The organism is Auraticoccus monumenti, from assembly GCF_900101785.1.
GTDB classification, from domain to species: domain Bacteria; phylum Actinomycetota; class Actinomycetes; order Propionibacteriales; family Propionibacteriaceae; genus Auraticoccus; species Auraticoccus monumenti.
The window spans coordinates 3,379,405-3,391,744 of record NZ_LT629688.1; the positions used below are offsets into that span (position 1 = coordinate 3,379,405).

Sequence of the window (12,340 nt, forward strand, 5' to 3'; positions counted from 1 at the left end):
ACCCCCAGGAGCACCCGCTGCCCGGGACACCGGCCACGCCCGTCGGCGGTTCTGCCACAGTGGGGCCGTGGCCGAGACGTGGTGGAGCTGGGACCTGCAGTCGCCGAGGACCATGGTGCCGGGCACGGTGCCGGTGGTGCCCCCGGACTCGGTCGGACCCGAGCAGGTGCTGCTGGAGACCCGGCTGGCAGGCATCTGCGGCTCCGACATCCCGCGCTGGAGCGGGGTGCAGCCGATCCGGCCTGGCGAGTCGCGCCAGGGCTGCCCGCTGCACGAGCTGGTCGGTGTGGTCCGCGCGTCCGGCTCCGAGCGCCTCCCCGTCGGGCAGCGGGTGCTGGCCATGTCGACCACCCACGACGGTCTGCGTCAGCAGCAGGTGCTCCCGGCCGCCCAGGTGGTGCCGCTGCCCGACGACCTCCCCGACGAGGTCGCCGTGGTGGCCCAGCCCACCGGCACCGTCTTCTCCGCCCTGCGCGACGTCGGCGACCTTCGCGGTCGCACGGCGCTGGTGATCGGCCTGGGCAGCACCGGTCTGCTGGCCGCCCACGTGCTCTCCACCCTGGGCGCCACCGTGACCGGCGTGGACCCCCTCGACCGCTCCGCGCTGGCCGCGGACTTCGGGGTGGCCGAGCTGGTCACCGCCCCCTCGCGCCACCTGGTGGGCATCGGCAGCACCTTCGACCTGGTCTTCGAGGCCGTCGGGCACGGCACCGAGACCTTCGAGGACGCCTGCCACCTGGTCGCGGTGGACGGGCAGGTGGTGGCCTTCGGCGTCCCCGACCATGACGACTACCCCTTTCCGATGCGCACCTTCTTCCGCCGGGGCGCAGTCCTGCGCACCGGCACCACCCAGCACTGGACCCGGTTCCTCACCCGCGGCGTGGAGCACGTCCACCAGCACGCCGACGTGCTGGGCCGGGTGGTCACCCACGTCTTCGGCCTGGACGAGGTGCCCGAGGCCTACCGCACCGCGGCGGACCAGCGCGTCGGCCGGGTCAAGGTGCTCATCCGCCCCTGACCGGCGCGACGAGCGAGGGCGCCGCCAGCCAGAGCGCGTCGGCCGCGGCCCGGGAGCAGCCCGTCCTATGCTCGCCACGATGGACCAACCGGAGACAGACGCCGAGCGTCGCCGGACCACCACCGTCAGGCAGCGGCTGCTCACCCGCACCCGCCTGGTCCGCCGGTTCGTGGTCGGGGTCGGCGACTCCCGGGGTCCGCTGCGCGTGGTCCGGCTGACCCTGGCCGTCGCCCTCACCCACCGCCTCACCGGCCTGGCCGGGGAGGCGGCGTTCTTCGCCATCCTCTCCCTCCCGCCGATGGTCTTCGGGCTGGTCGGTGCGGTGGGGTTCGTGGCCGGGGTCTTCGGCGTGGACGCGGTGGCCGCCTTCCGCGACCAGCTGCTGCAGCTCGCCTCGGCGGCGCTGACCGGCGACGCCGTGGCCACGGTGATCCAACCCACGGTGGACGAGGTGCTGACCAGCGGACGGCCCGACATCATCTCGATCGGGTTCCTGATCGCGGTCTGGGCCGGGTCACGGTCGATGAACGTCTTCATCGAGACCATCACGATCATGTACGGGATGGCCGGCGAGCGCGGCGTGGTCCGCACCCGGCTGCTGTCGGTGGTGGTCTACCTGGTGTTCCTGCTGATGGGCGTCATCGTGCTGCCGCTGATCCTGGCCGGCCCCTCCCTGATCGACCTGGTCGTCCCGGACACCCTGTCGGCGGTCGGGCTCCTCTACTGGCCGGTGGTGCTGCTGCTCTCGGTCTGCCTGCTGGCCACGGTCTTCCACCTCTCGGTCCCCCACCGCAGCCGGTGGCGCAGCGACCTCCCGGGTGCCGGGCTGACCCTGGTGCTCTGGGTGGCGGGCAGCTGGGCGCTGCGGGTGGTGCTCACCCAGGCCACCGGGACGACGTCGATCTACGGGCCGCTGGCCGCGCCGATCGCCGTCCTGCTGTGGCTCTACCTCGTCTCGATCGCCATCCTGCTCGGCGCCGCGTTCAACTCCGCGGTGGACCGCGTCTGGCCCCGGCTGTCCGGCCTGCACGAGGAGTCGGAACCGGCGACGTCCACATGATGGACTCACGTCTCACAGTTTGAGAAGACGATTTGCGAGGAGGGCACGGGCAGCACAAGGGTGGGTGCTGCAGTGCTCGTCTCAGCCTGTGAACGACAGTCCCAGGAAGGACTCCCATGTCTGCCCCAGCCCTCGTCCTGCTTGCCAGCGGTAGCTCTGACCCGGGCGTCGCCCAGGTCACGCACTGCATGCGCAAGGGACTGAAGGCGATGCGTCCGGGGCTCGAGGTGCACGTGGCGTTCCTGGACCACTGCCCCCCGTCCGGACCCCAGGTGGTCAGCCAGCTGGTGCGCTCCGGCGTCGAGGAGATCGTGCTCGTGCCGCTCGACATCTGCCGCGCCTTCGGGGCCGACGAGTCCGTCGAGGCCCTGCTGCGGACGGTGCGTGCCGCCCACCCCGGGCTGCGTGTGGTCGCCTCCAAGCCGATCGGGCCCGAGGCCAACCTGCTGAACCTGGTCGACCGCCGGCTGCGCGAGGCCCTGCTCGAGGTGCACGCCACCGAGCTGGACGCCCTGGTGCTGGCCACCTCGAGCACCGACGACGTCCGCAGCAGCGCCATCCTGGCCCGTCGCGCCCGGCAGTGGTCGCTGCACCACAAGCTGCCCTGCGTGGTGGCCGACGGTGCCGCCGGCCTGTCCTCGGCGCTGCGCTCGCTGCACGCCCAGGGACGTCGCCACGTGGCCGTCGGCTCCTGGCACCTGACCGCCGACACCGCCTACCGCGAGCAGGTCGAGGTGGCCCGCACGCTGGGCGTGGAGGCCATCAGCGAGCCCTTCGGCGACCACCCCGAGCTGCTCGACCTCACCCTGGCCCGCTACGTCGTGGCCGCCATGGAGCTGATCACCTTCGACGAGGAGCAGGCACCGGTCGAGGACGTCGAGGAGCGCCACCTCAGCGTCGTCGGCGCCTGACCCGCCCGACGGGCCACCCCACCGTCCGCGGCGGGGTGGCCCGTTCGTCGTCCTGCGGGGCCCCGCCTGCCGACCTCGCGTCCGCTGGGCTCGGCCGACCTCAGCCCTGCTGCGGCGGGCACAGGCAGAAAGGGTGCCCGTCGGGGTCCAGCATCACCCGGTAGGCCTCAGGCGCCGGCTGCTCCGCGGCCACCGTCGCGCCCAGCCCGGTGGCGTGCTGGACGGCCTGCTCGAGCTCGCCCACCCGGAAGTCGAGGTGGAACTGCTGCGGGTGGTCCTGGCCGGGCCAGCGCGGCGCCGCGTAGCCCTGGACCCCCTGGAAGTTGAGGGTGTACGCCCCGATGGCCACCGAGGCGTAGCCGTGCTCGGGGTACTCCCCCGTCACCTCCCCACCGGCGAGGTCGGCGTAGAACCGGGCCGACCGGCTGGCGTCGGGGGTGTCGATGGTGAAGGCGATCAGCTCGCTGACGGGTGTGCTCATGGCCCCCAGCCTCCTAGGCTGCGCCGGTGGGGTCTTGTACGAACGCGACATCCGGCGACCCGCCGGAGGACGTCCCCGGCGACCGGCCGCTGCCGGGGCTGTGGCGGGCGGTGCTGCGTCCGGAGCAGCTGGTCCAGGACGTCGTCCGGGTCGCCTACCCGCCGACCGGGCCGCTGGGCCGCTGGGTCGAGCAGGTGTGGTCGCTGGCCTGGTCCCGACCGGTGCCACCGACCTCGTCGGCGCTGATCACCCACCCCACCCTGCACCTCACCGTCGAGGCCGGGCCGCCCGGGGAGGTCCGGCACGGGCACACCCTGCCGGCCGCGCTGGTGCACGGCGTCCCGGTGCAGCACCGGTTCGCCCCGAGCCTCCCCGCCTCCGGCTGGGTGGTCGGGCTGCACCTCGTCCCCGGCGCCGCCGCGGACCTGCTCGGCCGGCCGGCCGACACCCTGACCGACCAGGTGCTGCGCTGGGACGAGATCTGGCCCGGCTGGGACCTGGACGCGGTCTGGCGCGCCGACGGTCCCGCGGGCCGCGCCGAGGCGCTGGAGACGGAGGCCACCCGCGTGGTCGGTGACCGGGTGCCCAGCCCGGACGGGCAGCGCGCCCGCTCGGTGGAGCGGCTGGCCCGCACCGAACGGACGCTGCGCAGCGTGGAGGACCTCGCCGCGCGCGTCGCCCTGTCCCCGCGGCAGCTGCAGCGGCTCTGCCGCACCCACCTGGGCGTCACGCCGCGCTGGCTGCTGCGCCGGGCCCGGGTGCTCGACGCCCACGAGCTGCTCAGCAGCACCGGGGCGAGCGTGGCCGAGGTGGCCGCCGAGCTGGGCTGGTTCGACCAGGCCCACCTGACCCGCGACTACACCGCCGTCACCGGGGTGCCACCGGCCCGGCTGCGCCAGCAGCGCGCCGCCACCTGAGCGACCTTCGGGGCTCGCGCGGAGGACGTCAGCGGGTCGCCGACAGCCGCCGCACCTCCTCCTCGACGTCGAAGTCGGCCGTCGGCCACTCGAGGTCCAGGGAGCGGAGGGTCTCCAGCAGCAGCTGGGCGACCGCCCAGTTGCGGTACCACTTGCGGTCCGCCGGCACCACGTGCCAGGGGGCGAGCTGGGTGGAGCACCGCTGCAGCGCCGCGGTGTAGGCGTCCTGGTAGTCCGACCAGCGGAGCCGGGCGTCGATGTCGCCGGGGTTGTACTTCCAGTGCTTCTCCGGCTTCTCCAGCCGCTCGGCCAGCCGCTCGCCCTGCTCCGCGGCGGAGATGTGCAGGAAGCACTTGACCACCCGGGTGCCCGAGGCGATCACCTCGGCCTCGAAGGCGTTGATCTCCTCGTAGCGGCGCTCCCACTCCTCCGGCGGCACCAGCTCCTCCACCCGCGCGATCAGGACGTCCTCGTAGTGGGAGCGGTCGAAGATGCCGATGGCCCCGGGGCGGGGCAGCGCGCGGCGGACCCGCTCGAGGTAGTGCTCGCCGCGCTCCTCCTCGGTGGGGGCCTTGAAGGCGGTCAGCTGGACACCCTGGGGGTCCACCATCCCGATCGCGTGGCGGATCACCCCGCCCTTGCCCGAGGTGTCCATCCCCTGCAGCACGACGAGCACCGACGGCGTCCCCTCCGCGCCGACCCGTCCGGCGGCGTAGAGACGCTCCTGCAGGTCCGACAGCGCCGGGGCCAGCGCCTGGGTCAGCTCCGGGGCGTCCTCCTTGCCCGCACCGGGGTAGCCGGGCGTGCCGCGCGGGTCGAGGGCGGTGAGGTCGACCTCGCCGGCGGGGAGCCGCAGCAGCTCGTGCAGCGGGCGGTCGGGCTCGGGCGGCACGGTCGGCGTCTTCGTCATGGTCGGAGTCTGCCGTAGTGTCTGCACCCGTGTCGGTGACCAGGTCCGCGTGGCGGCTCGCCCAGCAGACCGCAGGACGGGCCCGGGTCCGTGCGCAGCTGCCCGCCATCGAGGCCGAGCTGACCGCCCAGCGGGCCGGCCGTGAGGGCGGGTTCCCGTGCGCGCTGTGGTTCAGCCACCCCCCGGCCCACCTCTACCAGGCCCAGCAGTGGCTGCGCCCGCTCGAGCGGCTGGCCCGGCGACGTCCCGTCCTGGTGCTGGCCACCCAGCCGGCGACGGCCCGCGCGCTGGCCCGGGCCACCACGTTGCCGGTGCACCTCACCCGCACCCCTCCCGCGGTCGACCGGGTGCTCGAGCGCCACGCCGTCCGACTGGTCCTCTACGTCAACAACGCCCAGCCCAACTTCTCCATGCTCCGCACCACCGGGCAGCGCCACGTCCACCTCAGCCACGGCGAGAGCAACAAGGTCTCGATGGTCTCCCACCAGCTGCGGGCCTACGACTTCTGCTTCGTCGCCGGCCGGGCGTCGGCGGACCGGATCCTGGACGCCGTCTGGGGGCTCGACCCCGACCGGCTGATCCCGGTCGGGCGTCCCCAGCTGGACCACGTGCCTCCTGCCCCGGTGCGCGCCGACGGTCGTCGCACGGTGCTGTACGCCCCCACCTGGGAGGGGGACAGCCCGGCGATGTCCTACGGCTCGATGCTCTCCCACGGGGTGGCGCTGGTGCGCTCGCTGCTGACCGACCCCGGTCTGCGCGTGGTGGTCCGCCCGCACCCGCTGACCGGCACCCACCGGCGCGACCACGCCGCGGCGCTGGCCGAGGTGGAGCGGCTGCTCACGACCGCCGACCCCTCCGCCGGTCACCGGCTGGACCGCGGACCGGACGCCGAACGCGCCCTGGGCGAGGCCGACGTCGCGGTGTGCGACGTCTCCGCGATGGCCATGGACGTCCTCGGGCTGGGGCGGCCGCTGCTGCTGACCGCGCCGGTGGAGCCGGCCGCGTGGCGCGACCCCGAGGGCATCGCCTCCTGGGTGCCGGAGCTGCACGCCGGGGAGGCCGGCACCGGGGCGGAGCGGGTCCGCGCCCTGCTGTCGACCGGTCCGCACGAGGAGCACCGCCGTCGGGTCGAGCACCTGTTCGGCGACACCACCCCCGGCTCGGCCAGCGACCGCTTCGAGGCCGCGGTCGAGCGGGTGCTCGCCACCTTCGGCTGACGAACCCGCCCGCCGTCGGACCTCCGCGGTGGCAGCCAGCTCAGCGCGACACCACCTCGGCGGGACGGGCCGCCACCCCGGCGCAGCAGCCGGCTACCTCAGCGGGGCAGCCAGACCGTCGCCCGCACCATGTTGTGGTCGGACGGGATGGTGCCGACGAAGCGGCCCGAGGAGTCCAGCCGGGCCACGGTCTCCCACTCGCTCACCCGCATCGGGGTGGTCATCACGTAGTCGAGGTAGGTGCCGTTGATGTAGTCGAAGGCCGGTGCGGTCCGCGCGAAGCCGTTGTAGCTGCTCAGGTCGGTGCGGACCCGCTTCTCCACCGTGGCCCCCGGTGCGGTCCACGTGGTCTCGTAGCCGTTGCCCAGCGGGTCGACCAGACCGGCGGAGGTGAGCAGGTCGCGGGGGGCGTTGCCGTAGGGCGTCCACTTGTGGCTGTTCAGGTCGCCGGTCACGATGACGGGCAGCCCCTGGCGCTGCGCCGCGATCAGCTGGACCAGCTCGGTGGCCTGCCGGCGCCGCAGGTCCCAGTTGGTCTTCGACGAGCTGGAGTCGCGAGGCTCCAGGTGGGCGTTGACCACCAGGAACTTCCGGCCGGTGCTGAGCTGGGTGAAGCGGCCCCAGGCGGCGTAGCGGGCGTTCGAGCCCTCCTTCGACGCCAGCAGCTTCGACCCCGCCGCCTGCAGGCTGACCCGGCTGCTGTCGTAGAGCAGCCGGGTGCCCTGCGAGGCGCCGCGGTCGGCGTACACGCAGCCCGTGGGGGTCTTGGAGTTCACGCAGTTGTTGCGGTGGCTGTTGGTCAGCTTGTAGGGCGAGCCGAGGGCCCGGACCAGGTCCTCGAACTGGCTCCGGTCCACCGAGGCCCCCGAGGACGTCTTCAGCCACCCCTGCGAGGCCTCCTGCAGCCCCACCACGTCGGGACGCTCGCCCTCGATGGTGGCGGCCACGACGTCGCGGCGCTGCGCCCAGGGCAGCTCGTCGGCCAGGCCGTCGAAGCAGTTGGCGCACTTGACGTTGTAGCTGCCCACGACCAGCGGTTGGGAGACCGAGGCGGGACGGGCGGTGGTGGTGAGGCTGACCGCCGGGGAGTAGTCGCTGCGGTTGGTGCCGGCGGAGTCCCCGGTGATGACCCGCACCTTGAACCAGTAGCGGGTGGAGGGCTTCAGCCCGGCCAGGTCGAGGTCGTTGTCGGTGGTGCGGACGTAGGAGGCGCTGCTCATGCTGGAGGAGGTCGAGTACTGGACCCGGTAGCGCTCCCCCGACCGGGCGCGCTCCTTCCAGTCCAGCCGGACCGAGCCGCTGGTGGGGACGCTCGCCCTGAGGCCGACGGGCGCGAGGAGGGGGTAGCCGCCGGAGCCCAGGGTGCTGACCTTCACCACCGGGGAGTACGGGCCGAGGTTCGCCCCGCCGGTGGAGATGACCCGCACCTGAGCGTAGTAGGTGGTCGCGCTCCGCAGCCCGGTGACCTCCTGCACCAGCGACGTCTCGCGCAGGTAGGTGGCCCCGGTCATCCTCGAGGAGCTGGAGACGGCCAACCGGTACTGGGGCGCCCCGGCGACGCGGTCCCAGGCGAAGGTCAGCCCGGTGGTGGAGCGGCTGACCGCCCGCAGACCCGAGGGGGCGGCGGTCTCCGCCGAGGCCGGCGCGGGGGCCAGCCCCGACCCGAGGGCGAGGAGGAGGGCGAGCAGCCCGGTGAGCACGGCCCGCTGGGCGCGGCGGGAGGTCGACATGGCGTTCCCCTGGGGTGGTCCGACGCACCCCCGAGGGACTGGTGTCCCGGCACGTGGGCCGTACTGTACGTCCCCGCCACCCTCCGGACCAAGCCGGGCCGTTCCCGGGCGGACGGGCTCAGCTCAGCTGCTTGACGATCTCGCTCAGCGAGTCCAGGGTCCGCTTCAGCTCGGCCACGTGCACCTCGTCGAAGGCGCTCAGCACGCGCTTCATCTCGGTGGTGGAGACGCCGTCGGTGCGGGGCAGGTACTCCACCCGGACCACGTCGGACAGGTCGTCGAACTTGCCCTCCCAGTCGTGGCCCATGCCGAGGACGTCGGCGCCGAAGCGGGCGATGTCGCTGCGCTTCTGCGCCCAGTCGTCCTCGGGGAAGACCTCGTCGACGTAGCGGATCGAGGACACGATCTCGGCGCGCTGGGCGTAGGGGACGATGACGTTCTTGCCCTTGATCTTGTTGAACTCGTCGGAGGACACCCCGACCACGAGCCGGTCGCCCAGGTCGGCCAGCCGCTGCAGCAGCTTGAGGTGGCCGATGTGGAACAGGTCGAACGTGCCGTAGGTGATGACGGTGGTCAAGGGTCGGGCTCCTGGTCGATCGGGGTCGGAGAACCAGCCGACGCTAGCACGCAGGGCGCCAGGTGGAGCGGATGGACGTCCGGTGAACGCCCGGGTGTCATCGGTGCCGCGACGCGCTCAGCCCCCACCACCCGGCGGACGGGCTCAGACCACCGGCCAGCGCCCGTGCGCGCCCATCGCGGCGATGGTGCGCCAGCGCAGCCGGCGGCGCGGCTCCCCCGCCGCCCACGGGCACTCCCGCCACCCGGCGCGCCAGCCCACGAACCAGCTGCGCAGGTCCTCCGGGCGCCGCCACCAGCGGACGAGGGTGATCAGCGTCCAGGACGCGACGTAGGCCCAGGAGAACGGCCAGGGCAGGTTGCGGCGGGCCAGCCAGATCCGGTTGCGCGCGTTCATGTGCAGGTACTCGGCGTGCCGACGTGGGTTGATCACCGGGTGCCCGGCACGCAGCTGGCCGTGGTAGACGGTGCGGTGCCCGGTCTCCCAGACCCGCCAGGCCAGCTCGATGCCCTCGTGGGCGTAGAAGAAGGTGCGCGGCCAGCCCCGGGTGGCGTCGAAGACCGAGCGGCGGACCACCACGGCCATCTCCACCACCGAGAAGGCGTCGCTGCTGACGGTGGGGTCGCCCTTGCGGATCCGGGGGATCCAGCGTCGCGGCTGCAGCTGGCTGTCGGGGTCCATGATCCGTGGCTGCAGCATGCCGATGCCGGGGTCGCGGCGCAGCACCTCGGCGCAGTCGGCGAGGAAGCCGACGTCCAGCAGCCAGGCGTCGTCGTCGAGGAAGAACAGGTGCTCACCGCTGACGTGCGGCACGCCCTCGTTGCGGCCGGCCGGGATCCCCACGTTGTCGGGCAGGTGCAGGGCCTTGAAGCCCGGCGGCAGACCGACCGGGCGCCACCCGTTGCCCACCACGACGACGTCGAGCACGACGTCGCGCTGGGCCAGCAGCGAGTCGATCCCGCGCTGCAGGTCCTCAGGGCGCCGTCCCTGCGTCAGGATCACCACCCCGAAGGTGGGTAAGGGGGCCGCCACGGCTCAGGACCGCACCCGCGAGGAGGCCATGATGGCGGCGAAGTGGCCGAGGTTGACCAGCCAGATCACCCCGGCGAGCAGCACCACGAGCACCCGCTCGGCCAGCAGCGGCTGGCCGACCAGGGTGCTCACCAGCACCGCGGCCAGCGCCATCAGGGACAGCTCGACGGAGTGGAAGACCCGGTGGAAGGGCAGGAAGCGGGCCAGCCGGCGGGCGGTGGCCACCAGCCCGCCGCGGCGGACCTGGGAGGCCTCGGCGGTGTCGGCCAGCCGGTCCAGCCCGGCGAAGGCGCGGGCGACGTGGACCATGTCGTTCTGCGCCTTGTTGAGCAGCACCCCGGCGGCCAGCAGCGCCCCGCAGAAGGCGAGCTGCCAGGTCAGCAGCGAACCGGACGAGCCGGGGGCCCACAGGTCGGCCGCACGCAGGCCCAGGGCCAGCGCCACCAGGCCCTCGGTGGTGTAGTGGCCCATCTTGTCCAGGTACACCCCGGCCGGGCTGGACGTCCCGCGCCAGCGGGCCACCTCCCCGTCGCAGCAGTCCAGGTACATCTGCAGGTTGGCGAAGAAGACCGCGAGCAGCGCGCCGGCCCACCCGGGGACCAGCAGCGAGGCCGCGATGCACCAGCCGCTGGCGATCATCAGGTACGTGACGCCGTTGGCGGTGATCGGGGTCCGGACCAGCAACTGGGTGAGGTAGATCGAGACGTGGCGCAGGTAGAGCTGGGCCGTCCAGTGCTCGGCGTTCTTGCGCTGGCGCACGTGGTCGGGCTGCGCCACGGCACGCAGCTCGGCCAGCGTCGGCCTCGTCGGTCGGACGCTCACCGGCTACTTCTTGGTCTTCTCGTAGGCCTTGATGACCTCGTCGGGCTCGCCGTCCTCGCGCAGCTCGCCCTTCTCCAGCCAGATCACCCGGGTGCAGGTGTCGCGGATGGTGCCCATGGAGTGCGAGACGAGGAAGATGGTGCCGGCCTGCTCGCGGATGTCGCGGATCCGCTGCTCGCTGCGCTCCCGGAACCTCCGGTCACCCACCGACAGCGCCTCGTCCACGATCAGGATCTCGTGCTGCTTGGCCGCGGCGATGGCGAACTTGAGCCGCTGCTGCATGCCCGAGGAGTACGTGCGCATCGGCAGGTCGATGAACTCCTCCAGCTCGGCGAAGGAGACGATGTCGTCGCGCATCGCCTCGATCTCGGTCTTGGTGAAGCCCAGCGCCAGCCCGCCGAGCAGGATGTTGCGGTCCCCGGAGAGGTCGCCCAGCAGCGCGGCCCCGACCCCCAGCAGGTTGGGCCGCACGGTGGCGTAGATGGCCCCGCGCGAGGGCGGGGTGAGCCCCGTGATGGCCCGCATCAGGGTGGACTTGCCGGACCCGTTGGAGCCGATCACCCCGACCGACTCCCCCTGGGAGGCCGAGAACGTCACCCCCTTGAGGGCGTGCACGGTGCGGACGCCGCGGGTGCGCTGCAGCACCTTGCGCCCGCCCGGACCCAGGGCCTTGCCGCTGGCGTAGACGCGGTACTCGACGTGGACGTCGTCGGCCATCACGGCCAGCGGGGCCGGCGCGGGCTCCACCGGCTCGGGCGGGCCCGGGACGTCGGGGACGTCGGTGCGGACGTCCGGCGTGGTGTCAGTCGACTCGGCCATAGCGCTCCTCGGCCACCCAGAAGAACAGCACCCCGATCACCAGCAGCCCCACCGACCAGGCCGACAGGTAGGCCCAGTACAGCGGCTCCGCGCCCTCCGCGCCGATCAGCAGCGACCGGGCCAGGCTGAGCACCTCGTGCAGCGGGTGGTAGTCGTACAGCGCCAGCAGCGAGGGGTAGTTGGCCAGGATCTTCTCGGGGGCGAAGAGCACCCCGGAGGTGTAGAACAGGATCCGGCTGATGTAGGGCAGGAACTGCGAGAGGTCACGCAGGTGCACCGTCAGCCGGGCGCCGATCAGCGCGACCCCGGTGGTGACCATCGCGAAGAGCACCAGCAGCGGGATCATCAGCAGCCAGGACCAGGTCGGGTAGTGCCCGGTGGCCAGCAGGAAGACCACCATCACCCCCAGCGTGGGCACCAGGTTGAGCAGCTGCTCGATGATGATGGAGAACGGCAGGGTGATGCGTGGGAAGGCCAGGGACTGCACCAGCGCGGAGTTCCCGGTGATGGACTTCGCGCCGTTGGTCATGCAGGAGGTGAAGAACTGGAACAGGAACACCCCGATGACGATGAACTGGACGAAGTCCTCGGGGCGGCTGTCGCCCTGCAGCAGACCGAAGATGAGGCCGTAGATGGCGGCGTTGATGATCGGCTGCAGGACGACCCAGAGCATGCCGAGCCGGTTGCGCTCGTTGCTGGCCTGCACCTTGAAGCGGGCCATCGCGTAGGTGAAGTCACGACGCTGCCAGGCCTGGCGCAGGTAGGCCCACAGCGGCGGCCTGGCGCCGACGCGGTGCAACCCCTGCCGCAGGGCCGTATCGGCCAGACTCATCGCTCGTGCGTCCC

At 72.9% G+C, this 12,340-nt stretch carries 13 protein-coding genes; 5 read left to right on the top strand and 8 right to left on the bottom strand.

The genetic code is table 11. The features are described 5' to 3' along the window. The first annotated feature begins 67 nt into the window (after nt 1-67). From BLT52_RS15710 to BLT52_RS15720, 3 genes are all read left to right on the top strand, one after another. Nucleotides 68-1,018 carry a zinc-dependent alcohol dehydrogenase gene (locus BLT52_RS15710; protein ID WP_157677179.1) on the top strand — a complete coding sequence of 317 codons (951 nt, stop codon included), beginning with the start codon at nt 68-70 and terminating at the stop codon, nt 1,016-1,018. Nucleotides 1,019-1,097: 79 nt separating this feature from the next. Then, nucleotides 1,098-2,078 carry a YihY/virulence factor BrkB family protein gene (locus BLT52_RS15715; protein ID WP_157677180.1) on the top strand — a complete coding sequence of 327 codons (981 nt, stop codon included), beginning with the start codon at nt 1,098-1,100 and terminating at the stop codon, nt 2,076-2,078. Between the two features lie 116 nt (nt 2,079-2,194). Continuing rightward, entirely contained in the window at nt 2,195-2,989 is a 795-nt protein-coding gene (locus BLT52_RS15720; protein ID WP_090594869.1) for a sirohydrochlorin chelatase, read from the top strand. Nucleotides 2,990-3,089: 100 nt separating this feature from the next. Here BLT52_RS15720 and BLT52_RS15725 read toward each other — a convergent pair whose 3' ends face one another. Continuing rightward, nucleotides 3,090-3,470 (bottom strand): VOC family protein, encoded by a 381-nt coding sequence (locus BLT52_RS15725; RefSeq protein WP_090594870.1) that lies wholly within the window; start codon nt 3,468-3,470, stop codon nt 3,090-3,092. Between the two features lie 26 nt (nt 3,471-3,496). Here BLT52_RS15725 and BLT52_RS15730 point away from each other — a divergent pair, with 26 nt between their 5' ends. Then, complete coding sequence (locus BLT52_RS15730; protein ID WP_090594872.1) at nt 3,497-4,387, top strand: helix-turn-helix domain-containing protein; 891 nt, start codon at nt 3,497-3,499, stop codon at nt 4,385-4,387. Between the two features lie 28 nt (nt 4,388-4,415). Here the strand turns inward: BLT52_RS15730 and BLT52_RS15735 are convergent, their stop codons facing one another. Continuing rightward, entirely contained in the window at nt 4,416-5,297 is an 882-nt protein-coding gene (locus BLT52_RS15735) for a PPK2 family polyphosphate kinase (protein WP_090594873.1), read from the bottom strand. Nucleotides 5,298-5,332: 35 nt separating this feature from the next. Here BLT52_RS15735 and BLT52_RS15740 point away from each other — a divergent pair, with 35 nt between their 5' ends. Further along, entirely contained in the window at nt 5,333-6,514 is a 1,182-nt protein-coding gene (locus BLT52_RS15740; protein ID WP_157677181.1) for a CDP-glycerol glycerophosphotransferase family protein, read from the top strand. Nucleotides 6,515-6,612: 98 nt separating this feature from the next. Here the strand turns inward: BLT52_RS15740 and BLT52_RS15745 are convergent, their stop codons facing one another. From BLT52_RS15745 to BLT52_RS15770, 6 genes are all read right to left on the bottom strand, one after another. Then, entirely contained in the window at nt 6,613-8,244 is a 1,632-nt protein-coding gene (locus BLT52_RS15745) for a fibronectin type III domain-containing protein (protein WP_090594876.1), read from the bottom strand. Nucleotides 8,245-8,362: 118 nt separating this feature from the next. After that, nucleotides 8,363-8,821: an adenylyltransferase/cytidyltransferase family protein gene (locus BLT52_RS15750; protein ID WP_090594878.1), complete on the bottom strand. Its 459-nt coding sequence runs from the start codon at nt 8,819-8,821 to the stop codon at nt 8,363-8,365. Nucleotides 8,822-8,965: 144 nt separating this feature from the next. Beyond that, complete coding sequence (locus tag BLT52_RS15755; protein WP_231946347.1) at nt 8,966-9,823, bottom strand: glycosyltransferase family 2 protein; 858 nt, start codon at nt 9,821-9,823, stop codon at nt 8,966-8,968. Between the two features lie 33 nt (nt 9,824-9,856). Beyond that, entirely contained in the window at nt 9,857-10,675 is an 819-nt protein-coding gene (locus tag BLT52_RS15760; RefSeq protein ID WP_172804063.1) for a CDP-alcohol phosphatidyltransferase family protein, read from the bottom strand. A gap of 3 nt (nt 10,676-10,678) precedes the next feature. After that, nucleotides 10,679-11,494, bottom strand: a complete 816-nt coding sequence (locus BLT52_RS15765) for an ABC transporter ATP-binding protein (protein ID WP_090594881.1) — start codon at nt 11,492-11,494, stop codon at nt 10,679-10,681. Continuing rightward, complete coding sequence (locus tag BLT52_RS15770; protein ID WP_090594883.1) at nt 11,478-12,326, bottom strand: ABC transporter permease; 849 nt, start codon at nt 12,324-12,326, stop codon at nt 11,478-11,480. The genes BLT52_RS15765 and BLT52_RS15770 overlap by 17 nt, the downstream gene beginning before the upstream one ends. Nucleotides 12,327-12,340 lie beyond the last annotated feature (14 nt).